The sequence below is a fragment of the Paraburkholderia terrae genome (assembly GCF_002902925.1).
GTDB lineage: Bacteria > Pseudomonadota > Gammaproteobacteria > Burkholderiales > Burkholderiaceae > Paraburkholderia > Paraburkholderia terrae.
Genome location: NZ_CP026111.1, coordinates 1,664,547 through 1,686,563 on the forward strand (window position 1 = coordinate 1,664,547; position 22,017 = coordinate 1,686,563).

The 22,017-nt window shown below is 59.8% G+C and carries 21 protein-coding genes; 3 read left to right on the forward strand and 18 right to left on the reverse strand.

Features of this window, described 5'->3' with window-relative positions; genetic code table 11:
- Positions 1-93 precede the first annotated feature (93 nt).
- The 3 genes from C2L65_RS07455 to C2L65_RS07465 all read right to left on the reverse strand — a co-directional run bounded on the left by C2L65_RS07455 (position 94) and on the right by C2L65_RS07465 (position 2,885).
- On the reverse strand, positions 94-1,098 hold the full coding sequence (locus tag C2L65_RS07455) for an aldo/keto reductase (protein WP_042311489.1): 1,005 nt from the start codon (positions 1,096-1,098) through the stop codon (positions 94-96).
- 17 nt (positions 1,099-1,115) lie between these two features.
- Entirely contained in the window at positions 1,116-1,877 is a 762-nt protein-coding gene (locus C2L65_RS07460) for a glucose 1-dehydrogenase (RefSeq protein WP_042311491.1), read from the reverse strand.
- Positions 1,878-1,991: 114 nt separating this feature from the next.
- A complete protein-coding gene (locus C2L65_RS07465; RefSeq protein WP_042311493.1) occupies positions 1,992-2,885 on the reverse strand; it encodes a LysR family transcriptional regulator in 894 nt (297 codons plus the stop codon).
- Positions 2,886-3,178: 293 nt separating this feature from the next.
- Here C2L65_RS07465 and C2L65_RS07470 point away from each other — a divergent pair, with 293 nt between their 5' ends.
- Positions 3,179-3,898 (forward strand): carboxymuconolactone decarboxylase family protein, encoded by a 720-nt coding sequence (locus C2L65_RS07470; RefSeq protein ID WP_208647205.1) that lies wholly within the window; start codon positions 3,179-3,181, stop codon positions 3,896-3,898.
- Positions 3,899-3,982: 84 nt separating this feature from the next.
- On the opposite strand, the gene C2L65_RS07475 is transcribed toward C2L65_RS07470, so the two are convergent.
- Positions 3,983-5,329: an MFS transporter gene (locus C2L65_RS07475; protein WP_042311497.1), complete on the reverse strand. Its 1,347-nt coding sequence runs from the start codon at positions 5,327-5,329 to the stop codon at positions 3,983-3,985.
- Positions 5,330-5,424: 95 nt separating this feature from the next.
- Complete coding sequence (kdgD, locus tag C2L65_RS07480) at positions 5,425-6,342, reverse strand: 5-dehydro-4-deoxyglucarate dehydratase (protein ID WP_042311499.1); 918 nt, start codon at positions 6,340-6,342, stop codon at positions 5,425-5,427.
- 208 nt (positions 6,343-6,550) lie between these two features.
- Here kdgD and garD point away from each other — a divergent pair, with 208 nt between their 5' ends.
- The gene (gene garD / locus C2L65_RS07485) at positions 6,551-8,137 is read left to right on the forward strand and encodes a galactarate dehydratase (protein ID WP_042311501.1); all 1,587 of its coding nucleotides are present in this window, start codon (positions 6,551-6,553) and stop codon (positions 8,135-8,137) included.
- A 243-nt stretch (positions 8,138-8,380) separates the two neighbouring features.
- Here the strand turns inward: garD and C2L65_RS47275 are convergent, their stop codons facing one another.
- From C2L65_RS47275 to C2L65_RS07545, 12 genes are all read right to left on the reverse strand, one after another.
- A complete protein-coding gene (locus C2L65_RS47275; protein WP_369405299.1) occupies positions 8,381-8,728 on the reverse strand; it encodes a transposase in 348 nt (115 codons plus the stop codon).
- A complete protein-coding gene (locus C2L65_RS07495) occupies positions 8,637-8,858 on the reverse strand; it encodes a hypothetical protein (protein ID WP_042311503.1) in 222 nt (73 codons plus the stop codon). The genes C2L65_RS47275 and C2L65_RS07495 overlap by 92 nt, the downstream gene beginning before the upstream one ends.
- A gap of 30 nt (positions 8,859-8,888) precedes the next feature.
- Positions 8,889-9,674: a fumarylacetoacetate hydrolase family protein gene (locus C2L65_RS07500; protein ID WP_042311505.1), complete on the reverse strand. Its 786-nt coding sequence runs from the start codon at positions 9,672-9,674 to the stop codon at positions 8,889-8,891.
- 71 nt (positions 9,675-9,745) lie between these two features.
- Positions 9,746-10,033: a DUF4148 domain-containing protein gene (locus tag C2L65_RS07505; protein WP_042311507.1), complete on the reverse strand. Its 288-nt coding sequence runs from the start codon at positions 10,031-10,033 to the stop codon at positions 9,746-9,748.
- A gap of 300 nt (positions 10,034-10,333) precedes the next feature.
- A complete protein-coding gene (locus C2L65_RS07510) occupies positions 10,334-11,443 on the reverse strand; it encodes an alcohol dehydrogenase catalytic domain-containing protein (RefSeq protein WP_042311509.1) in 1,110 nt (369 codons plus the stop codon).
- 153 nt (positions 11,444-11,596) lie between these two features.
- Entirely contained in the window at positions 11,597-12,130 is a 534-nt protein-coding gene (locus tag C2L65_RS07515) for a carboxymuconolactone decarboxylase family protein (RefSeq protein WP_007742677.1), read from the reverse strand.
- A 20-nt stretch (positions 12,131-12,150) separates the two neighbouring features.
- Positions 12,151-13,158, reverse strand: a complete 1,008-nt coding sequence (locus C2L65_RS07520; protein ID WP_042311512.1) for a VOC family protein — start codon at positions 13,156-13,158, stop codon at positions 12,151-12,153.
- A 143-nt stretch (positions 13,159-13,301) separates the two neighbouring features.
- Entirely contained in the window at positions 13,302-14,597 is a 1,296-nt protein-coding gene (gene eno / locus C2L65_RS07525) for a phosphopyruvate hydratase (protein ID WP_042311514.1), read from the reverse strand.
- A 106-nt stretch (positions 14,598-14,703) separates the two neighbouring features.
- Positions 14,704-15,276 carry a cupin domain-containing protein gene (locus tag C2L65_RS07530; protein WP_042311516.1) on the reverse strand — a complete coding sequence of 191 codons (573 nt, stop codon included), beginning with the start codon at positions 15,274-15,276 and terminating at the stop codon, positions 14,704-14,706.
- Between the two features lie 252 nt (positions 15,277-15,528).
- Positions 15,529-17,154 carry a methyl-accepting chemotaxis protein gene (locus C2L65_RS07535; protein ID WP_042311517.1) on the reverse strand — a complete coding sequence of 542 codons (1,626 nt, stop codon included), beginning with the start codon at positions 17,152-17,154 and terminating at the stop codon, positions 15,529-15,531.
- A 97-nt stretch (positions 17,155-17,251) separates the two neighbouring features.
- Positions 17,252-18,277: a phosphotransferase family protein gene (locus tag C2L65_RS07540; RefSeq protein WP_042311519.1), complete on the reverse strand. Its 1,026-nt coding sequence runs from the start codon at positions 18,275-18,277 to the stop codon at positions 17,252-17,254.
- 31 nt (positions 18,278-18,308) lie between these two features.
- A complete protein-coding gene (locus C2L65_RS07545; protein ID WP_042311521.1) occupies positions 18,309-19,271 on the reverse strand; it encodes a C-terminal binding protein in 963 nt (320 codons plus the stop codon).
- 527 nt (positions 19,272-19,798) lie between these two features.
- Here C2L65_RS07545 and C2L65_RS07550 point away from each other — a divergent pair.
- Entirely contained in the window at positions 19,799-20,968 is a 1,170-nt protein-coding gene (locus tag C2L65_RS07550; protein ID WP_042311523.1) for a porin, read from the forward strand.
- 85 nt (positions 20,969-21,053) lie between these two features.
- Here the strand turns inward: C2L65_RS07550 and C2L65_RS07555 are convergent, their stop codons facing one another.
- On the reverse strand, positions 21,054-21,965 hold the full coding sequence (locus C2L65_RS07555; protein ID WP_042311524.1) for a LysR family transcriptional regulator: 912 nt from the start codon (positions 21,963-21,965) through the stop codon (positions 21,054-21,056).
- Between the last annotated feature and the right edge of the window lie 52 nt (positions 21,966-22,017).

The following is a 22,017-nucleotide window of genomic DNA, read 5'->3' on the forward strand; positions in this document are numbered from 1 at the left end:
AAGCGTGACGTGCCAGTCGCGTCCGTCAGTAAGCGGCGCGATGCTCCGGGCGTAGTCGAATGCCTCGGCAATCGCTGCTGACGGGCTACGCACCTAGCGCGCCCGGCGACCTTCGACCGGGTAACCGGGATCCGTGTAACCCGGCGTCGACGCGTGTCCAGGCGGCACCAGGCTATCGACGAACTTTTCGTCGTCGGGTCCGAGTTGCAGTTTCAGCGCCTCGATATAGCTGTCCCAATGCGCTTCCGTACGCGGACCCGCAATCGCCGCACTGACGAGCCGATTCTTGAGCACCCACGCCAGCGCGAACGCGATCGACGTCGTGCCGCGCCCGGCGGCGTGGGCCGCTACCTTTTGCGCAATCGCCAGCGACTCCGGCCGCCATTCCGTCTGCTGGATGCGCTTGTCGCCGCGGCCCGCCCGCGTGTTTGAGGGCGGGGGAGCATCCACGGCATACTTGCCGGTCAGCACGCCACGGGCGAGTGGGCTATATGAAACGATGCCCACGCCGTAGTGCGCCGCCGCCGGCAACTGTTCAACCTCGGCGGTACGGTCCACCAGGTTATAAAGCGGCTCGCTCGCAACCGGCCGGTCGATGCCGAGTTGATCCGCAAGCCGCACGACCTCGGCAATGCGCCAGCCACGGAAGTTCGACACGCCGAAGTAGCGCACCTTGCCCTGACGGATCAGATCGCCAATCGCATGCACGCCTTCTTCGAGCGGTGCATCGAGCAACGCGCGGTGAAAGTACAGAACGTCGATGTAGTCGGTGCCCAGGCGCTTGAGGCTCGCCTCGACCGACTGCATGATCCACTTGCGCGACTGTCCCTGTTCGTTTGGACCTTGCGTGGTCGGATAGCCGAACTTCGTCGCGACCACCCAGCTATCGCGGCGCTCGGCGATCGCACGGCCGACGATTTCTTCCGAGCGGCCGGCGTGGTAGACATCAGCCGTATCGATGAAATTGATGCCCTGATCGAACGCCTTGTCGATGATGCGTTTCGAAGTCGCTTCGTCGGTTTCGCCGCCGAACATCATCGCGCCCAAACACAAGGGCGAAACCTTGAGGGCGCTGCGGCCCAGATATCCGTATTCCATGTCGTGCTCCTTTTGATTTAACGGGCGGTGTAGCCGCCATCGACGGCGAGTGCGTGACCGATCACGAAACTCGCGCCTGGGCTGCACAACCAGAGCACTGCCGCGGCGATCTCATCGGGCCGTCCGAGCCGGCCGATGGGCTGCTCCTTCATGAGTTCTTGCATCGCTTCGGGTTCGCGCTCCAGCATGTCCGCGACCATCGGGGTTTCGATGATGCCGGGGCACACGGCGTTGATGCGGATGCCTCTCGCTGCGTATTCGAGCGCGGCGCTTTTCGTGAGTCCGATGACGCCATGCTTCGATGCGTGATACACGCCACGGCCTGCAATGCCCACGAGCCCGCCGAGCGACGAGCAGTTGACGATCGCGCCGCTTCCCTGCTCGCGCATCTGCAGCAGTTCGTAATTCATGCAGTTCCACACGCCGCGCAGGTTCACGCCGTGTACGCGTTCGAACTCGTCGCCGCTGGCGTCGGCCGTTTCGGCGACAGGGCTGTTGATGCCTGCGTTGTTGTACGCCGCATCGAGACGTCCGTAGGTGGCGACAGTCAGACCGACCATCGCTTTGACTTGCGCCTCGTCGGCAACGTTGCATTGCACAGCGAGGGCCTGATGTCCTGAAGCGACAAGCCGGGCTGCTGCCGCTTCAACCGCGCCTTTGTCGACATCCGCGAGTACGACGCGAGCGCCTTCGGCGGCAAATGCCTGTGCTGCGGCAAGTCCCAGTCCTGAACCCGCGCCTGTCACCAGCGCGACCTTGCCTTGAAAGATTCCATCCATGTCCGTCTCACCTGAATGCTGACCAGGTGAAATGATAGGAATTGACGGTCTATCGATAAAGACCTTAAAACCGCAAGCTCTTATGCACCTCATTCATGAATCAAGCGACCGCGTTCAGGGGCTGTAGCGGAGCGCGTCGATCACCACCTTCATCGCGCGCGAGGACTGGCGGCGGCTCGCGTAATACGCATGGAGGCCGGCGAATGTCGGCGACCAGTCTTCGAGCACGCAGACAAGGCGGCCCGCCATGATATGCGGCTGAGCGATGTCTGCCGGAATGTAGGCGAGTCCATACCCCGACAAAGCCGCGTCGAGCATTTGATAGGTGCCGTTGAAGGCAAGCTGCCCTTCTACGCGCACCTGAATCTCCCGCTTTCCCTTCTTTAGCTCCCATGCGTAGAAGCCGCCATGTGTAGGTAGACGCAGGTTGATGCAATTGTGAGCGATCAGGTCTTGCGGTGTCCTGGGGGCCGCGTGCTTTTGCAGGTAAGCGGGCGTGCCGACGACGGCCATGCGCATGTCGGGGCCGACACGGACGGCGATCATGTCCTTCGCGACCTGATCGCCGTTGCGAACGCCGATGTCATAGCGATCCGCGACGATATCGGTGAGACCGTAGTCCGTGATGATTTCGACCTTGATCTCAGGATAGCGACGAAGCACTTTAGACAGCCTTGGCCAGAGGATGGTCCTGGTCGCATAGTCGGTTGCAGTGATGCGGATCGTGCCCGTCGGCATGTCGCGAAGTTCGGTGACGGCAGCCAGTTCGGCCTCGATTTCCTCGAAACGCGGAGCAACTGTCTCAAGGAGGCGCTCGCCGGCCTCGGTCGGGGCGACGCTGCGCGTCGTGCGGGTCAGTAGCCGAAGGCCGAGCCGCGTTTCGAGCGCCCGGATCGTGTGGCTCAACGCTGATTGCGAGACACCCAGTTGCGCGGCGGCGCGCGTGAAACTGCGCTCGCGCGCGACGGCGATGAACGCAAGCAGGTCGTTGAAATTTTCGCGTGGCATTGATGAACCCGTTTCATAGGTGTATGCCGATTTTAGCGCCTAGTCAGACGAGGTATGGCCGGATATCTTTGTAGGGTTCGTGTTGGCTCGAACGTTCAATGGATGGAGAAGGTGAGCGACGAGCAATACGACCAATGACGCAAGGTCCCGATTGTCCGCCAGACCTTGATTCGGCATACCGATGCAAGTTCTCCGCTCGCGCAAGGAAATCACACGTGAACAGGTTCGTCATATTGCTTGCGTCGTTTTGCCTGACGCTTTCCGCCTGTTCGCAAATGCAAAGGAATATCAGCATGGAAAAAAGCCATTCGCTTTCCCCCGTTCCGACGCTCGAGGACGTGCATGCCGTCTCGCCCGCGCTCGAAAACTATACGACAGGTGCGCTTCTCGGAAATGTGTGGAAGCGTCCTCAATTGTCGCCGCGCGATCGCAGCATCGTGACCCTGTCAGTACTGATCGCACGCAATCAGACCGTCGAGTTGCCGTACCACCTCAACCTCGCACTCGACAACGGCGTAAAGCCTGGTGAGATCTCGGAGATCATCACGCATCTTGCGTTTTACTCGGGCTGGGCCAATGCGACATCGGCGGTCGGCGTCACGAAGGCTGTGTTCGACCAGCGCGGCATCAAGGCAGATCAAATACCGCCTGCTACGGGCAAGATGCTGCCGCTCGACGAAGCCGTTGAGGTGAAGCGAGCGAGCACCGTGCAGCAAAATTTCGGCGCCGTCGCGCCGGGCGTCGTGCAATTCACGACCGACGTACTGTTCCGGGATCTCTGGTTGCGTCCCGGTCTCGCGCCACGCGACCGCAGTCTCGTGACGGTCAGCGCGCTCGTCGCCACGGGGCAGGTTGCGCAGATCACCTATCACCTCAATCGTGCGATGGATAACGGCCTGACCAGAGATGAAGCGTCCGAGGCGATGACGCAACTCGCTTTCTATGCCGGTTGGCCTAACGTGTTTTCCACGCTGCCGGTGGTCAAGGACGTCTTTGAGAAGCGTGCTCAGTGAGCGGCTGCCTTAAAAAGCCCGCATCCACGCGGGCTTTTTGTCTAACGCTATGCGAGCTTCAATCAACGTGCTGAACACGCGGGCCTACGACGGGCTCAATTCGACGCGCCTGATATCCCTGACAATCACGAGATAACTGAAGATGGTTATCAGCGCGTTGACACCCACAAACGCGAGGGCGCCGTTGAACGATCCCGACTGGGCAACCAGATAGCCAATCACAATAGGCGTGACGATCCCCGCCATGTTTCCGAACATGTTGAAGATGGAGCCCGAAAGACCGATGGCCTCCTTCGGCGACGTATCTGCAACGACTGCCCATCCCAATGCGCCCAGGCCTTTGCCAAAGAACGCCAGCGACATCAACGCGACCACCAGCCAATCCGTGTCGACGTAGTTGCATCCGATGATGCAGGCCGACAGCAGCATGCCGCCGACAATCGGCACCTTGCGGGCGACAGTCAGTGAATGACCGTGGCGAATCATGGTGTCTGACAGAACGCCACCGAGCACACCGCCGAGGAAGCCACAGATTGCAGGCAGCGATGCGACGAGGCCCGCTTGCAGGATGGTCATGCCACGCGCCTGCACGAGGTAGATCGGGAACCACGTGAGAAAGAAGTAGGTGAGCACGTTGATGCAGAACTGCGCGAGATAGACGCCGAGCAACATCCGGTTGGTCAGCAATTGCCGCATGACAGACCAGCGTGCATGGCCACCACGTGAACCTGCCGCTGTCTGGTGCCCGTGAATCAGACCGCCTCCCTGCTCGATGTGTTCGAGTTCGGACTTGTTGACACCGGGATGATTGGCGGGGTTCTTCATCACCTTCAGCCACGTCAACGCCAGCAGGAATCCCGCGAGACCCATCACGATATACACGTGATGCCAGCCAAATGCATGAGTGAGCCACGCCATCAATGGAGTGAAGATGACGGCCGCAAAATATTGCGCGGAATTAAAAATCGCCGATGCCGTGCCACGTTCCTTGGTAGGAAACCAACTGGCAACAACCTTCGCGTTGGCGGGGAAGGCAGGTGCTTCGGCCGCGCCCATCACGAAGCGTAAGACGAACAGTGCCGTGACGGCCGCCGCGCCACTGCCGAGCACGCCGATCGTACTCTGCAGCAATGTGAAGAGCGACCACAAAAAGATACTCGCCGCATAGACGCGACGCGCGCCGAATCGATCGAGCAGCCATCCGGCAGGCACTTGCGAGAGCACATAGGCCCAACTGAACGCCGAAAAGATGTAGCCCATCCGGATCGCGTCGAAGCCGAACTCGGCGCGCATCGCCGAGCCGGTGACTGACAGCGTCGCCCGGTCCGCGTAATTGAAGGTGGTGATCGCAAAGATCAGCAGCAGGATGACGTAGCGAACGCGCGTGGGTGCCGCGACGTCCGCCGGGTTCGCAGTACGGCTTATCGCCATGATGTCTCCTCTTGATTGCGGTGCGCGAGGCGCCCTGGCTGCCGGTTCATGCGGTCGCCGTCCAGTGCCGCCCCGCGTGTCTCCTGCGCGAGCGCTTATTGCGCGCCGAGCTTGCGGATCAATGCGTCGAGTTGCGCGTGCTCTTCTTCAGTCAGGTCCGTAAGCGGCGCGCGCACGGGACCCGCATCGCGGCCAACGAGTTTGGCCCCCGCCTTCACGATGCTCACCGCGTAACCCGCACGACGGTTGCGGATGGCCAGATACGGCAGGAAGAATTCGTCGAGCAGCCGGTCAGTCGTGGCGTGATCGTTAGCGGCGATCGCGCGATAGAACTGCATGGCCGTTTTCGGAATGAAGTTGAAGACGGCCGACGAGTACACGGGCACGCCAAGGGCCTTGTACGCTGCCGCGTAGACTTCCGCCGTCGGCAGGCCGCCTAGATAGGAAAAGCGGTCGCCGAGCCGGCGCCGGATCGACACCATGCTCTCGATGTCGCCCACTCCATCCTTGAAGCCAATCAGGTTCGGGCACTTGTCCGCGAGTTGCGCCAGCGTATCGGCGTTCAGCCTGGAATTGGCGCGGTTATAAATGATCACGCCCATGTCCGGAACCGACTTGCACACCTGTTCAGCATGCAGGGCAATGCCCTCCTGCGACGCTTCAGTGAGGTAGTGCGGCATCAGCAGGATGCCGTTCGCCCCTTTGCGCTGTGCCTCCTGCGCGAAGGCAATGGCGGTGCGGGTGGGTCCGCCAGCGCCGGCGAGAATCGGCACCTTGCCCTTGCAGACTTCCGTCGCCGTATGCACGACGTTCGAGTACTCGCTGTGCGTCAGCGAGAAGAATTCGCCCGTGCCGCCCGCGACGAACAATGCCGATGCGCCATAGGGCGCCAGCCATTCGAGGCGCTGCGCGTAAGTGTCGGCGCGGAAATCGCCGTTCGCGTCGAAGTCGGTGACGGGGAAGGAAAGCAGGCCTTCGGAAACAATCTGCTTGAGCTCTTGGGGTGTCGTCATAATCTAGTCTGTCAGAGTGTGTTGTTAGACATGTTTGTGTCGATCTGTGAAGTGATCGTACAACTGTGGAGCAGTCGAATCAAACAAAATCCTTGATTTCAGGCCATTTAAAGGGTTTACACGTAGTCACATATTGGATGTTTGTTGTACGATGACGTCTAAAGTTGTTTGACGAAATATTGGCGTCGAACCGTTCGAGTTGAAGGCAATGAAACAGTCTCCGCTTTACATTCGCGTACACCCCGATGACAACGTCGCGATCGTTGTCAATGACGGCGGTCTGGACCGTGGCGCCGTTTTTTCTGACGGCCTGACTTTGTGCGAGCGTGTTCCACAGGGGCACAAGGTCGCGCTTCAGGATTTGGCTGAAGGCGACGCCGTCGTGCGCTACAACGTGGTCATCGGGTATGCGCTCAAGGCGATCCCGAAGGGCAGCTGGGTGAACGAGCACGTCATCCGGATGCCGACACCGCCCGCTCTGGACGATCTGCCCATTGCGACGATCAAGGCCCCCGACATGCAACCGCTAGAGGGCTACACGTTCGAGGGCTATCGCAATGCTGATGGTTCGGTCGGTACGCGCAACATCCTCGCGATCACGACGACGGTGCAGTGTGTCGCCGATGTGGTTCAACACGCGGTGACCCGCATCAAGGCCGAGCTGTTACCGAACTACCCGAACGTGGACGATGTCGTGAGTCTCGGGCACACGTACGGATGTGGCGTCGCGATCGATGCACCCGACGCGATGGTGCCCATCCGCACAGTGCGCAACATCAGCCTGAATCCGAACTTCGGCGGTGAAGTCATGATGGTGAGCCTCGGTTGCGAGAAACTGCAGCCCGAGCGCCTCATGCCGCCCGGCACGATTCCGATTTCAACGGTCGCGGACGAGGTTGCGGATATCGGCGATCTTTCGACAGAGTCGGGCAACGGCGACGTGGTCACCTTGCAGGACGAATCGCACGTCGGCTTCCAGTCGATGATCGATTCGATCATGAAGATGGCCGAAGGGCACCTGAAGCGGCTCGACAATCGACGTCGGGAGACCTGTCCGGCGTCCGATCTCGTGCTCGGCGTCCAGTGCGGCGGCAGCGACGCGTTTTCCGGACTCACAGCCAACCCTGCCGTTGGTTTCGCAACGGACCTGCTGGTTCGCGCGGGCGCCACGGTGATGTTCTCTGAAGTGACGGAAGTACGCGACGGCGTCGGGCAACTCACGGCTCGCGCGGCCAATGCTGATGTCGCGGCTGCCATCATCCGCGAAATGCAGTGGTACGACAGTTACTTAAAGCGCGGCGGCGCGGATCGCAGCGCGAACACGACGCCCGGCAACAAAAAAGGTGGCTTGTCGAATATCGTTGAAAAGGCCATGGGCTCGATCATCAAGTCGGGCAATTCGGCGATCTCCGGCGTGCTCTCGCCGGGCGAGAAAGCCACGCAAAAAGGCTTGATCTACGCGGCAACGCCTGCAAGCGATTTCATTTGCGGCACGCTGCAGGTCGCTGCCGGCATCAATCTGCACGTCTTTACCACGGGCCGCGGCACGCCTTATAGCCTCGCGGAAGTGCCGGTGATCAAGGTCGCCACGCGCTCGGACCTCGCACGCCGCTGGTTTGACCTGATGGACATCAACGCTGGCACGATCGCAACCGGCGATACAACGATCGAGGACGTGGGCTGGGAACTGTTCCACCTGATGCTCGAGGTTGCAAGCGGGCGGAAAAAGACCTGCGCCGAAGCGCTCAAGCTTCATAACGCACTGGTTCTTTTCAATCCCGCGCCGGTGACCTGATCGCAGACACGACGCTAACGAGATGGGTGCGCTGGCAACGTATCGGTGGGCCGCTCGAAGCACTGACGGAAGACGGCAACCCTGCCATAAGCTGCCCGAAAAGTCGCGGCCGCGGCACTTTGTGTTTTCGCGGGACCACATGTTTGTCTGCGCAGGCTGTCGGCATGGAGTCGTTCGATTTGTCAGCGGCTGAAAGCTTAATCAGCACGCCAGAACGACCGCTGCGAGACGCTTTCGGGATGGTTATTCAAGGTGGATTTCTAGCGTTTCCGCAATCCTCGCGACGATACCTAGCCGACGCCACTGCAAGTACTTTATGTAACACGTTTGAGCAGGAGGCATCCCGGCAGGAAGGTGATGCCAGTGTTCGTTCTGGGTAAGAACCCACAGAATCGCGTTCAAGACATCACGGGGATTCCGGGGGTATCGACCATATCGTCGAGCGTGATTTACCGGAAACAAATGAACCAAACGGTTCCAGTCTTCATCCGATAGCGGTTCAAAAGCCATGTCGGTTCTCGTTGATCTTATCCGGAATAACCAGCGGGGCAGAGTCACGCAAAGGAGATGAGTTTTCCTTCGTCGGCGCATGCCCCGCGTCCAGTCGCAATGTTTCAGAACGGTCGCGCGTGGGCTCGCCCACGGCAGCGATTGGCAACGACATCGCCAGAAAAAATTCGCCAAGAATTGCTTTCGTAATCAAGACCAGATCGAGCTGCATCGCGGTTATGCTTTCTCTGGTGGAAAATGTTCAGGGCATTGCGCCTGCTTGCGTGATCACCTTGTTGCGCAACACTCCTATACCTTCGATCTCGACCTCTATGGTATCGCCAGGCTTGATCGGGCCGACCCCCGCCGGCGTTCCCGTCATGATGTGATCACCTGGAAGCAGGGTCATATACTTGCTAAGGTAGGCAATCAGCGCGGGCACGCCATACACGAGGTCGGCCGTGTTCCCGTTCTGGCGCACTTCGCCGTTGACGCGCGTGATCAGGTGCAGGTTCGACGGATCAAGTTCCGTCTCGACCACGGGTCCAATGGGCGCGAACGTGTCGTAGCCTTTGCCGACGAGGAGGCAGCCAAACTCGCTCTCACGGCGCTGCAATATCCGGTCGCTTACGTCGTTCCCGCACGTGTAGCCGAATACATGATCGAGCGCATCGCTTTCGGAAACATTGCGTGTTTCCTTGCCGATGACCACCGTGAGTTCCCCTTCGAAATGAATGTTCTCTCCGTCGGACGGATACACGATGCCTTCTTCGTGGCCGATCACCGTGGTGCTGGGCTTCATGAACAGCACGGGGAGCGTTGGCGTGTTCTTGCCGACTTCCTGCGAGTGCGCGCGGTAGTTGTACCCAAGACCGAAGACACGCGGCCGGTAAAACGGACTCAACACGCGAACTGAGGCAAGGCTGTCGATGTAGCCAGCAACCTGAAGTCCTTCAAGTGGCGATCTCTTGAGCCTTTCGATATCGCCACCACTCCGGAGGATGCCGTAGTGCCAATTTTCGTCAATCGAATATCTGATGATTTTCATGGAATCTACGAGATGAAAAGCGACGAGTTGCTAACGTTAGCACTGCGCAACTGATGCGTCAATCACAATACTTACCGCGCGCCTGAGTTTGACGAGCCGCCCGAGTTGCTGCCGTAGCCTGTCTGTAGCCCGCGACGCCTCGCGTTCTCATCCTGTTGGGCTGCGAGCGTCGCTTCGGCCGACTTGAGCGTGCCAGGATAGTCCAGATCACTTCCTTCGATGGAATAGCCTGCTTTCTCGAGTTGTGCCAGTTCCGATTCCACCTGTGCACGTGTTACGGGCGCAGTCTGTTGTGCATTCGAGGCGACGGGAAGCGTGATGGCGGAAACGATAAACACGGTTTTGACAAGCATCTTCATGGAGAGACCCTCGACGTGACATTGATTAGTTCAACTGGATTGATTGTTGCACCGCAACCATCAAGTCGATTATATGTCGCCGAGATGCTCTAGGGAATACGCTAATTGACAAATAAATCGAGAATTAAAATCTGATTCGACATACTAATTAAATAGAGCGAAAACAACTGCAATTGAAGATCAACGCATCGTTGGACGTGGCTCAGCACGGCCAGCGAAAGCGCTGGCCGCGATGCAATCCTGCATGGACCGGAAAGCATCTGCGATGCAGTAGCCTTCCCGGTCGCGCAGCAATGCTAGTCAGGGAAGCACGACATAGTTGCTAAAGCCTCCGTCGCGGTCCTTCAACCCGGAGATGGCTTCGTTGACACGTTCAAGCGGGAACTTGCGATGTTCGAGATACGACAGGTCAATGGCCCCGGTGCTGACCATGTCGGCCATTTCCTGCCCCTGCGCAGTCGTGAACCAGTTTGAACCGATGATCTGCACCTGTTCATCCATGAGCCACTTCACGTCGATCGGCAGGTCTTCAGCCACGCCGCCCACGTTGACTACCTTGCCACCGCGTCGTACGCCCTTCATTGAATCCAGCATCGTCGCGGCAGGTGCCTTTGCACCGAGAGCGCTGATCACAAAGTCGGCGCCTTCACCGCCCGTCAGCGACTTTGCCCACTCGCCCGTCGAGCCCTCGCCGAGTTGCATCACTTCGATGCGGTCTGGTGCAAGCGCCTTGACGCGTTTGAGCAGCGCCTCGTCGCGCCCCGTGCCGAGAATGCGCGACAGACCCATGGCGAGCCCGAGTACCGTTGCAGCCACGCCGAGCGTCCCGGTGATTCCGTCAATCAGGGCAACCTGGCCCGGACCGGCAGCGGCGTTCTTCAGTGCGCCGTAAGACGTGCCCATGTATCCGAATCGGCCGGCCTGTTCAAAGGTCATATTATTGGGGAGATTGACGATAGCGTACTCGGGGGCTGTCATGTACTCACTGAAGCCGCCATACGGGTAGAGATCGAAGATGCGTTGACCGTCGCGACTCGTACTGAAGTAACCGTTCAGCGTGTAGTAGCGGCACTCGCTGCGTCGGCCGGCGCGACATGCCTTGCACGACCCGCACGAACGCAATGGGCTCACATAGACGCGATCGCCCGGCTTGACGTTGAGGACTGCTTCGCCGACTTCTTCTACGACCCCTGCGGGATCCAGGCCGAAGATGGCGGGAAATTTCGGCAGCGGCTGATGCGGAAACCAGGTCGGCCAGTTGTTGATCACGTTCGCCATATTCGGCACGATGCCGCAAGCCTTGACCCGTACGAGAACATCAGTCGGTCTCGGCTTTGGCACCGGGATCGTATCGAGCGTCATCGGGGTGTGGAGAGCATGCAGTCGTGCTGCAACCATCGTTCGTTCCATACATTCCTCTTTCTGGGTGATAACTTCCGCGTTACCCGCCATGTACCGACGGAAGTACTGCACATTGCATTTGCCAGCGGCCAGGTGGTACCCGCCCAGCCTGTTTATCGAAGTCAATCCGGATCGCTGTCCCCGATCTGGACTGGTGATCCATCAACGATAGCTCTCCTCGAGTTCGATCCCGAGCGCGCCCATGATGCGCACGCCGGAGTTGTACCAGGCAATGTTCAGTGCCAGCTCGACCCGTTGCTGATCGTTCAGGAACGGCACGACCCTGTTCCAGGTTTTGTCGCTCACCGCGACCTTGAGCGTCGACTCCCTGGCGACCGCCATGACTGCACGTTCCTCTTCGTTGAAGAGGGCCGACGTTTCGAAATCCGGGATCGCCTTCAGTTGCTCGGGGCTGATGCCGGCCTTCAGGCCGTGCGACTGATGATGCGCAATTTCATACTCGGATCCGGTGCAATGCCCCACCGTCAGGATCGCGAGTTCACGCAACTTCGGGCTGATCGACGACGCCCGGATCGCGTTCGCATACGACAGAAACTGGTCGAGAATGTCCGGCGCATGCGCGAGCGCCCGGAAGATGTTCGCCGTGGGTACCTTGCGTTCGCGTTCGAGCCGGTCGAAAAGGGCGTCGTTGACGCCTTCGACGTCGGAGCGCTGAAGATATTTGACGCGTGCCATATTCGTTGTTCCTTCCGTTATCAGCTCTTTGCGAGCCGGTTTTGAATGTAGGTCTCGAGCGTAGTGGGGCGCGGTTTGTTGTCTGTCTCCATCAGTGCTGCGCCTTCAAACCGCGAGGCCTCGAAGTACCAGCGATGTTCTGCCGGCAGACCCCAGCGCACGCTCGTACTGAGCGAAGCGGCATCCCAGCGGACGGGTTCAGTCTCGATGTCGATGGTCTGGTAATGACCGTCGCACAGTTCGATGCGATGGCCATCCGGATCGCGCAGATAGACGAACAGCATGCCGCCGGGGCCGTGGCGGCCCGGCCCGCGTTCTACTTCGTGCGAATAGCCATAAATGCCTGCGAGGTCACACGCGGTGAAGATGTTGTGCGATTCCGGCACGATGTACGCGAAGTGATGCATGCACGGTCCGTCGTTTTCGACGATAGCCAGATCGAGGCATGTCCCCTTGCGATACATGAACGCGCCGAGCAGCCGGTCTCCGTGTGCGAGATATTCGGAGTTGCGAAAGCCGAGCCTGCTGTAAAACACACAGGACTGGTAGGTGTCCGGCGAGAAGATCTGGAAGTGATCGATCCGCTGTGCGTGCGCGCCCTTGAACAGGTTGCGTTCGAGATAGAGGCGAGGGCGCGTCTCCATTTGCGCGCACAGTTCTATCTTCGTACCGAATGGGTCGGACACGTGCAGGGTTCTTCCCTGATGCGCGACTTCGACCCATTCGGCGGGAAGGCTTTCTTCCGTGAAGAACTGGTGGGCGAGGTCGAGGTCTTCTTCGAGGAAAACGCGAAAACCAATGCGCTTGCAGACGGGGGCGCCCTTGTCGGCCTGCACCAGAACCAGGCTATGGTGGCACGCTTCGGACAGGCCACGCAGATAGCACGTGTCAGCTGTTTCTTCCGTGACGACCAGGCCGACGATGTCGACATAGAACGCCCGGCTTTTCGCCAGGTCGGAAACGTTCAGTACGATGTGGCTGGCGCGCGTGATATTGAAGGGCGGCCGATGGTTGACGGCGGGCAGCATGATTACCTCTCGATTGTTGATGGCGAGCTAGCCGGCATGCCGATGCGGGTGTTGCGAGACGTACCGCGTCGGCAGGCAGATGTAGTCAGGTCTTGCTCGGGGAAACACATTCGATATCCTTTTTGCGACGACAGGATCGCGATCTAGCGTGGGCGGTCAGTGAAAGGCAGGGCGGACCATCCGCAGAAGCGAGCTTGCGGTCCCAGCGCTTCCTCGATTCGCAATACTTCGTTCCATTTGGCCATCCGTTCGGAGCGCGAAAACGAACCGACCTTGAGCTGCCCCGCGTCCCAGCCAACGGACAGATGAGCGATGGTGACGTCTTCGGTTTCGCCGGAACGTGCCGATACGATCGTGCCGAATCCTGCCGTCTTGCCGGCCTGCAGGGCTTCATGGGCTTCCGTTACCGTGCCTGCCTGATTGGGCTTGATGAGCACGGCATTCAACGTGCCTTGCGATGACGCGGCTTTGACCCGGTCCGCATTGGTTACAAGAAAGTCGTCGCCGATGATCTGGCAACGCGAACCATATGATTGCGAGAAATGCCTGAAGCCTTCCAGGTCGTCTTCCGCAAGCGGATCTTCAATCGACAGGATCGGGTAGCTATCCAGCCAGCGCCCAAGCATGTCGATCATCTGATCCGTGCTGAGCGTCCTTCCATCGAGCGCCAGTGTGTAGTGTCCATCGCGGCCGAATTCAGACGCGGCGATATCGAGCGAGATGCCGACCTGCTTGCCGGGTTGCAGTCCCGTATCGGCGATGGCCCGCATCAGCGTGTCAAGGGCGTCTTCATTGCAATCGAACGCGGGCCAGTAGCCGCCTTCGTCCGCCACGCCCTGAAGCTTGCCCGCATCCTTCATCAATGAACCGGCTGCCCGGTATACCTCCGCCGTCCACTCCAACGCTTCGGTGAAGCTGCCAGCAGCGGGACACATGATCATGAAGTCCTGCACATCGACACGGCGCGCCGCGTGCGCGCCGCCCCCGAAGATCTGAATCTCCGGCAGCGGCAGACGCACGGGGCGATTGCCCGCGAGATAACGCCATAACGGCTGCCTGCTGGCCGCAGCGGCCGCATGCAGGACAGCCATCGAGGTCGCGACGATCGCATTGCCCCCAAGACGGCTGCGGTTGGGCGTCCCGTCCAGGGCGACCAGACTGGCGTCGATGGCAGCCTGGTCGCGTGCATCGCGTCCTTCGAGCGCTCCCGCGATTTCGCCGTTGACATTCGACAGCGCGTTGGTCACGTCGAGACCGCCGAACGCGGTGCCGCCGTCGCGCAGATCCAGTGCCTCTCCGCTGCCCGTCGAAGCGCCAGCGGGCGCGATGGCGCGACCGCTCATGCCGCTGTGCAACGTGACCTCGACTTCTACCGTCGGACGGCCGCGCGAGTCCCAGACGCGTCGGCCGCGTACGTGGGCGATCGTTGAATCAGTCATATGGATTGTCTACCTCGTCTATTCAGGTGATAGCTGTCAGTGCAGCGCGGGATGGTGGAATGGGAGAGCCCGAGGATTGCGGCCCGGTAACCCATGTCTATGGTGTTCATTCGCTCCTGCGCGCTCCGATCAGCACGAAGGCCAGCGTTGTGGGGCGGTCGCTCCTGTTCCGCCACGCATGGCGGGTTCCGTTCTGCACGACTACGTCATGTTTGCGAAGCAGCTCCGCGCGCCCCTCGTCGAGTTCAAGCCAGATTTCCCCTTCGAGCACGATGCCGTAGTCGACGGTTGGCGTGGCATGCATGCCGTCCGCCTCGAAGAGTTCAGCAAGTCCCGGACTGATCGCGAAGTTTTCGGCGACTGCGGCGTGGCCATCGAAGCCGGGTGCGCAAAACACGCTGTCGGGCGGAAATGTCACCACGAGAAAGCGCGTGCCCGAAACCGTGGGGACGAAGCTCGAGACACCCGGGGTCGGGTCCGTGCCATCAAAAGGAATGGCCTGCGCCGGTTCCGTCGACCAGACCAGACGGGACACCATGCCGGGTATATGCCGGTACGCGTCGGAGCGCGGAGGTGGTGAATCGAGGGCGACTGTCGAGGCGCCGCTCGTGTCGTGACCGGTGACGACGCGACGAAGCGCGACCGGCACCTCGCCTGTGATCGAAGTATCAGATGCCATTTTCAGTGTCTCCCCACAAAGTCGAACCGGAGTCGCGCGGCATTTGCAGGTTTCACTATGCACCTGCTTTGCTAACGTTCGCATAGATTGTGGCAAACGGCGATCTCCCTTGTCAATAGCGGATTTACGGAAGTTTTACGATGATTCGATCGATACCGTGCGTAGATGATCGGGTCGCGGCCGCTCTAAAAAAGCAAACGTTAGCAGGCCTGGAGGTGCGAAAGGGTGTTGGGATGTTCTGTATCACACTGATCAGGCGCGCCCCGTATGCGGGTTGCGCCACCGTCCCTTCGCTTCAACAAGCGCATGCCCGGCAGTGGCCGAAAGGCGGAATGACCCAACAAGCTCTGCGAGCTTGAGTGCCTGAGCGCGCATCAGGCGCGACTCGTTTTCGGCATGCTCTGCGAGACGCGCGTTCTGAATGGTCATTGCTTCCATTTGCTTCACTGCATCATTGACCTGACCTATTCCGAGGCTTTGTTCCTGGCTTGCCATCGAGATATCGCTCATGAACGCGATGACGCGTTCGACCGATGTGACGATATCCGTGATCGTGCCGCTGGCATCGTCAACGAGCTTGCCACCCGTTTCGACGCTGGCCACAGAATCGCCGATGAGCGCGGCGATCTCCTTTGCGGCGTTCGCGGAACGACGCGCCAGATTGCGCACCTCGCTGGCGACGACTGCAAATCCGCGCCCCTGTTCCCCTGCGCGCGCGGCTTCCACGGCCGCGTTCAGCGCCAGGATATTGGTCTGGAACGCGATGCTGTCGATCACGCCGATGATGTCCACGATCTTGCAGGAACTGTCCTTGATCGATCGCATTGTGCCGATGACCTCGCTGACGGCCCGCCTGCCGTCGCCGGCAATTTCGGACGTAGCCGTCGATAGCGCGTTCGCCTGCCGCGCGTTCTCCGCGTTGGCCGTCACCGTATCGATCAGTTCGCGCATGGACGCGGCAACCTGCTCGAGCGAAGCGGCTTGCGACTCGGTGCGCGCAAACAGATCTGCGTTGCCTGTGGCGATCGTCGTGGCGCCGTCGTTGACGAGGTCCGTGGTCTCCTGGATCTGCGACACGAGAAGCTTGAGGTTGATCTGAAGAATGCGTAGCGCGTGCAGCACCTGAGCGATCTCGCCGTCGCGATGGGTCTCGATCGCACTGGACAGGTTGCCTTCGCCCATGTCGTTGATATAACGATTCAGTTGCGCCAGCGGATTCGTGATGCCGCGCTGCAGCAGGGCAGGTGAAATCAGGCAGAGGGCCACGCCGATCGCACACGATGCGAACTGCCAGACGCGAGGCGGGCCGCTGTCGAAAGCGAACGCTGCGAGGTTCGCTGTGAAGATCGAGGTGGCAAGCGCCGACAGTGTGTTCATCCGCGCGGCGAACGAAAGGTGTGCGATAGCCCGAAACACCCGAAAGACCGGGCGTTTCACGATCCGCCCTTCATCCAGCTCGAGGTCTTTGCGCCCGCCGTGCATCGCCGCATATGCCTGCTCGGCTTCGCGGATCGTGTCGGGTGTTGCCTTGCATCGTATCGTGATGAACCCGACAATCTCGCGCTCCCTGAAAATCGGGGCTGCCGTCATGTGGACCCAGAAGTAGTCGCCGTTCTTCCGGCGACCTTTGGTTACGCCAGTCCAGGTCTTGTTTCCTTTGACTGTCCGAAGGAAGTCCTCGAATACCTGACTGGGTGTTTCCCCATCGGCCAGGAGGCTTTGCGGCGCGCCAAGCACTTCGTCCTCGGTGTATCCGCTGACCTCGACAAAATCCCGATTGACGTAGGTAATCTTGCCCTCGAGATCGCCTTTTGAAATCATTGCAACCGATTCATCGAGCACGTATTCAACGTCGGTGGCGCTCCGCTCTGGCCGCATCGTTGCCTGTCTCCTGTTCTTTATTGTTTGCCGCTGTCCTCGATGACGTTTTCGAGTGTATCGGTGTCAGCGTGTACGAGGGTGTTCCTGCTACGGTTCAAGCCGGTCGAGACTGAATCTGTTCCTCGAATGCCTCTGCCACCTGATACAGATAGCCGGCCGGCTGCAGCAGCAATCGGGTGGCCACCGCGCGGACGTGATTGCGTTGCGCCTCGTCGGTCAGATACTCCACCGGCGACTTGCCGTCGACACGCGCGAGCAGCAACGCAGGCAACAATTCAGCGGTTCGTGCTTCGAGCGTTGCGCGCAGTTCCCAGTCTGCTTCGTCGAAATAGGCTTCCGTCAGCGCCTTGAACGAAGCGATCAGCGCTTCCCGCTCACCATGACGAACCAGGCATTTGAGCAGCAGATGGTTCAGGCAGAATGCGAGGTCGAAGGCCGGGTCGCCAAACCACGCGCATTCGGCATCGAGCAATACCGGTCCTTTGGGACCGACAAGAATGTTCTTGGGACTCACGTCGCCGTGTATGAGCGCAGTTCTTATGCTCGCAGTTCGCTGAGCCAGATACTGGAGTCTCGATTCGAGTTCTGGGTGACGTTTCGATGTAGCGATCAGATAGGGATCGAGACGCAGTGCCCGAAAGTTATCGAGCGTGTCGAACCTCTCCCGCAGTTCGCCATTGTCGGCGCTGACCGCGTGCAGACGGCCTACGAGCCGTCCGACAGCGCGGGCTGTCTGGGGCTCGACCTGGCCATCCATCAATTGCTGCTTCCAGACGGGATGCGCGTCCGGCGCAAGAAATGACATCGCGAACACGCCGAGCTTTGCGTCGTGTGCGAGAGGGGTCGGCACGTTGTCGGGACAGTGCTGTGCAGCAAACTCCATCCAGGCCCATTCATCGGCGTTGCGTGACACGGGTGCTTCCCAGCATGCCGATACCTTGAGTGTGGACAGGGCGCGCTTGACGCATAGTGAGCGCGTCGCGACATCGACACGCCATATATCGGACGACACGCCACCAGTCAGAGGGTGCCAGCTGGCTGCCTCATCCTTGCGCGCGAGACCGTGCTCGGCGAGAAACGCATCGAGCTGAGGGTCAGGGCTATTCGATTGCATCATCATGAGTTGTTGGGAGTAGAGCGGTTGAAAGCGGTTACGCTGGCGACAGATTGCATGGGTTGTGTGGTGCCTGGCCGCGTAGTACCCGCACCACTTCTTCGGCCGCTCGTCTACGAAGCTCCAGCAACGATGCATCAGACGAAAACGCGACATGGGGCGTCAACATGGCGCCGCGCTCGCGCAGCAATTCCCCCGGTACGACTGGCTCGGATTCGAGTACGTCCAGCGCTGCCGCTGACAGTTGACCGTTCTGTAGTGCTTCGATAACGGCGTCGGTATCAACGATGCCGCCACGGCTCACATTGATCAACAGGCTGCCGCGCCGCATGCGCGCAAGCCGCTCGCGGTTGATCAGGTGCCGGGTGCCGTTGGTGAGCGGAGCATGCACGATCACGATGTCGCTATTCGTCAGAAGTTCATCGAGTTCAACGGCTTGCACGCCCGCTACGTCATCACGCAGAAATGGATCATGAGCGAGCAGTTGGCAGCCGAAGGCGCCAAGCTTGCGGGCCGTTGCGCGCGCAATGCGACCGAAGCCGACGAGTCCGCAAGTGAGTGCGCCTAGCCGACGCAGTCTGGCATCGGCGGGAGACCAGTGCCCAGCGCGGACCTCCCGATCGAAAAGGATCAGTCCGCGTGTCCATGCGAGCGCAAATCCGACGGCATGATCGGAAACCTCTTCGACACAGTAGTCCGGCACGTTCGTGACGAGAACACCGCGAGCGGTGGCGGCGTCCACAGCGATGTTGTCCAGCCCCACGCCAAGCCTTGCAACGATCTGCAGCCGCACAGAGGCCTCGACGGCGTTGGCCGACACGGGTGCCCAGCAGGTAAGGATTGCAGAAGGGCGATGCTCTCGCACCATCGCTTCGATTTCAGACGCGGGCAGCGGAGCGGCCGGTCCGCTTATCAGCTGCATGCCGGCGGATTCGACGATATCTCGCTCGACGCTGTCGTCGGGCCACGCATAGTCGGTCAGGAAAACGGTATCGCTCATGGGAATTGAACCTGATGTTGATTGGACATGCTTGCGCCCTGGCGCTGAGGTCTGCCGTCATCGTTTGGGCGACTGACTGCGGCCGTTCTCGTCGGCAGAAAACAGGATGCCCACGAACAAACTGCTCGAAGTTTGCACTAACGTTAGCACGACATATCGAAGATTCCAAGCAGGCAATTGCCCGGCAGAGCAACCTTGGGCACGAGGTATTTACGCGTAAACCCTTTGAAAACGTGCTCAAAAACCCGATTGACACATAAAAAAACCGCAACTAGACTCCGCTCATCAGTGCTAACGTTCGCGCTAAAGTTGGAAAAAATTGCACGTGACTTGAATTGCCTGCTGGGGAGATCCAGCCACTCGACAGCGAACGATTAGTACGACAACGACGAAGGGAAACAGCGTCGTGCCAAAAAAATCCATGTTTGAAATCATGTGACGTGGCTGTGCGGCGCTCGATGCCGCTCCTTGAAGGTGTAGCACCCCGGAAAACAACCTAAATATCACGACTGGCAGGAGACAAACGAATGAAGAGGCTTCTTGTACCCGCACTTTGCGGCTGCATGGGTGTAGTAGCGCATGCACAGAGTTCCGTCACGCTCTATGGGCTGATCGACAATGGCGTGTCGTACGTCAGCAATCAGCGCACGGCAAGCGGCGCGGGTCACAGCAATGTCTTTGCTTCGTCGGGAAACATCGTTGGCAACCGGTGGGGGGTGACGGGTAGCGAGGATCTGGGCGGTGGCCTGCAAGCGATCTTCAAACTCGAAAACGGCTTTACGGGAACCAATGGTGGTCTTCAGCAGGGCGGGCGCCTGTTCGGCAGGCAGGCGTGGGTTGGCATGTCGAGTACCTACGGCGCGGTCACGCTTGGCCGTCAATATGACTCGGTCGTGGACTATCTTGCTCCGAGAAGTCTCGCGCAGAGCTTCGTGGGCGGTCTCGAATTCATGCATCCGATGGACAACGATAACTTCGGCGACTTCTTCAGGCTCGACAATGCCGTCAAATACGCGAGCCCCGATATCAACGGGTTGAAGTTCGGCGGGTTGTACGCGTTCTCGAACAAGGCGGGCGATTTTGCGGACAATCGCGCGTTCAGTGCGGGCGCGACGTACAACCACGGTCCTTTCACGTTGAGCGCAGCGTATATGCGCATCGACAACCCGGGAGATGGCGCAGCCGGAGCACTCGACGGTTCATCGACTTCGGGCGATGCGACGTTTCACGCGGCGCGCCAGCAGGTGTGGGGTGTCGGCGGCGCGTATGTGATCGGTCCAGCGACGTTGGGGCTGGTGTGGAGTCACTCGCGCTATGACGATACGACGGCCGTGTATCGCGGCAGCACACTTGCGCCCGCGCCCACGGGATCGCCCACCGACCTGAGCTTCGACAACTACGAAGCGAACATTCGCTATCTGATTACCCCGGCCTGGGTGGTGGCGGCATCGTACACATTTACGGATGGATCGTATTCGAATGCGTCCATGCACGCGAAGCCGCGCTGGAACCAGTTCAACCTGATGACATCCTACTCACTGTCCAAACGTACCGATGTCTATCTGATGGCTGAATATCAGCATGTGACAGGGGCGGCGGGAACGATTTTCAGTGGCGCGTTCATCGGTGGCAGCGGCGGCCCTTCGTCGACCAGCAAACAGTTCCTCACAAGCGCGGGGTTGCGCGTGAAGTTCTGATTGCTGCGCTCCGGGCGGGTGGCTTCCCCAAATAGGCTACCCGTCGCCGACACCCTCCCATTAAAACCATCTGACGCAAGCACGGTCACTCAAGCCCCATCGGTTTCCGGTACTGCTCTGCCTGAGTGGTGATCCAGTCGCGAAACACCTTCAACGCCGCGTTGTCGGCCTTGCGCTCGGGATAGATGAGGTAGTAGGCCTGATTGCTCAGATGCTCGTGGGCCGCCGCCTGGATCAACACGCCGCGCTGCAGCTCGTCTTCGATAAGCAGGCGAGGGATAAGGGCGATCCCAATACCGTGAATCGCTGCTTCGGCGAGCATCGAAAACAGTTCGAACCTCGGACCCGACATATCTCCTTCGACCTGCATGTTGTGCGACGCAAACCAGTCACGCCATGCATAGGGACGCGTGCTCTGTTGCAGGAGCGGGTAACGCCGCCAGTCTGCCGTTGCGAGCCTGGTGCGTGGTGCAAGCAGTTTCGGGCTGCATACGGCGATCAGCCTTTCGCGCATCAGGAAGGTGCCTTCCGTTCCTGGCCATATCGCTGCTCCAGCGTGAATCGCCGCGTCGAATTCTGTGTCGTCGAACAGGAACGGGCGCGTGCGGACCGTGAGATTGACGGTAATGTCCGGATACTCGCCGATGAAGTCGGGTATTCGGGGTAACAGCCACTTTGTCGCGAACGTCGGGACGACCGCCAGTTCGAGCGATCCGCCATGGCCGCCCTTGGCCATGAGCTCCAGTGTGTCCCTCTCCACGTCATCCAGGCGTGACGCAACCTTGCGGCTATAGATCACTCCCGCCTCGGTGAGGCTGACTCCGCGCCGGTCGCGTCGAAACAGTTTTACACCCAGGAATTCCTCCAACGAGCCGATCTGACGGCATATCGCGCTTTGTGTCACGGCCAGTTCGTCTGCCGCCTTGGTGAAACTCTGATGGCGAGCGGCCGTCTCGAATGCAGATAGCGCTGCCGTCGAAGGAATTTTTCTGCGCATGCCCGTGACTCGCATCGTCGTGGATTGACGTGTGCGATTTTCGCACAGGTCC

Bases quoted from the DNA above. Each gene is read 5' to 3' on its own strand.
- C2L65_RS07455 (WP_042311489.1), bottom strand. From the start codon at position 1,098: ATGGAATACGGATATCTGGGCCGCAGCGCCCTCAAGGTTTCGCCCTTG.
- C2L65_RS07460 (WP_042311491.1), bottom strand. From the start codon at position 1,877: ATGGATGGAATCTTTCAAGGCAAGGTCGCGCTGGTGACAGGCGCGGGT.
- C2L65_RS07465 (WP_042311493.1), bottom strand. From the start codon at position 2,885: ATGCCACGCGAAAATTTCAACGACCTGCTTGCGTTCATCGCCGTCGCG.
- C2L65_RS07470 (WP_208647205.1), top strand. From the start codon at position 3,179: ATGGAAAAAAGCCATTCGCTTTCCCCCGTTCCGACGCTCGAGGACGTG.
- C2L65_RS07475 (WP_042311497.1), bottom strand. From the start codon at position 5,329: ATGGCGATAAGCCGTACTGCGAACCCGGCGGACGTCGCGGCACCCACG.
- kdgD (WP_042311499.1), bottom strand. From the start codon at position 6,342: ATGACGACACCCCAAGAGCTCAAGCAGATTGTTTCCGAAGGCCTGCTT.
- garD (WP_042311501.1), top strand. From the start codon at position 6,551: ATGAAACAGTCTCCGCTTTACATTCGCGTACACCCCGATGACAACGTC.
- C2L65_RS47275 (WP_369405299.1), bottom strand. From the start codon at position 8,728: ATGCGCCGACGAAGGAAAACTCATCTCCTTTGCGTGACTCTGCCCCGC.
- C2L65_RS07495 (WP_042311503.1), bottom strand. From the start codon at position 8,858: ATGCAGCTCGATCTGGTCTTGATTACGAAAGCAATTCTTGGCGAATTT.
- C2L65_RS07500 (WP_042311505.1), bottom strand. From the start codon at position 9,674: ATGAAAATCATCAGATATTCGATTGACGAAAATTGGCACTACGGCATC.
- C2L65_RS07505 (WP_042311507.1), bottom strand. From the start codon at position 10,033: ATGAAGATGCTTGTCAAAACCGTGTTTATCGTTTCCGCCATCACGCTT.
- C2L65_RS07510 (WP_042311509.1), bottom strand. From the start codon at position 11,443: ATGGAACGAACGATGGTTGCAGCACGACTGCATGCTCTCCACACCCCG.
- C2L65_RS07515 (WP_007742677.1), bottom strand. From the start codon at position 12,130: ATGGCACGCGTCAAATATCTTCAGCGCTCCGACGTCGAAGGCGTCAAC.
- C2L65_RS07520 (WP_042311512.1), bottom strand. From the start codon at position 13,158: ATGCTGCCCGCCGTCAACCATCGGCCGCCCTTCAATATCACGCGCGCC.
- eno (WP_042311514.1), bottom strand. From the start codon at position 14,597: ATGACTGATTCAACGATCGCCCACGTACGCGGCCGACGCGTCTGGGAC.
- C2L65_RS07530 (WP_042311516.1), bottom strand. From the start codon at position 15,276: ATGGCATCTGATACTTCGATCACAGGCGAGGTGCCGGTCGCGCTTCGT.
- C2L65_RS07535 (WP_042311517.1), bottom strand. From the start codon at position 17,154: ATGCGGCCAGAGCGGAGCGCCACCGACGTTGAATACGTGCTCGATGAA.
- C2L65_RS07540 (WP_042311519.1), bottom strand. From the start codon at position 18,277: ATGATGATGCAATCGAATAGCCCTGACCCTCAGCTCGATGCGTTTCTC.
- C2L65_RS07545 (WP_042311521.1), bottom strand. From the start codon at position 19,271: ATGAGCGATACCGTTTTCCTGACCGACTATGCGTGGCCCGACGACAGC.
- C2L65_RS07550 (WP_042311523.1), top strand. From the start codon at position 19,799: ATGAAGAGGCTTCTTGTACCCGCACTTTGCGGCTGCATGGGTGTAGTA.
- C2L65_RS07555 (WP_042311524.1), bottom strand. From the start codon at position 21,965: ATGCGCAGAAAAATTCCTTCGACGGCAGCGCTATCTGCATTCGAGACG.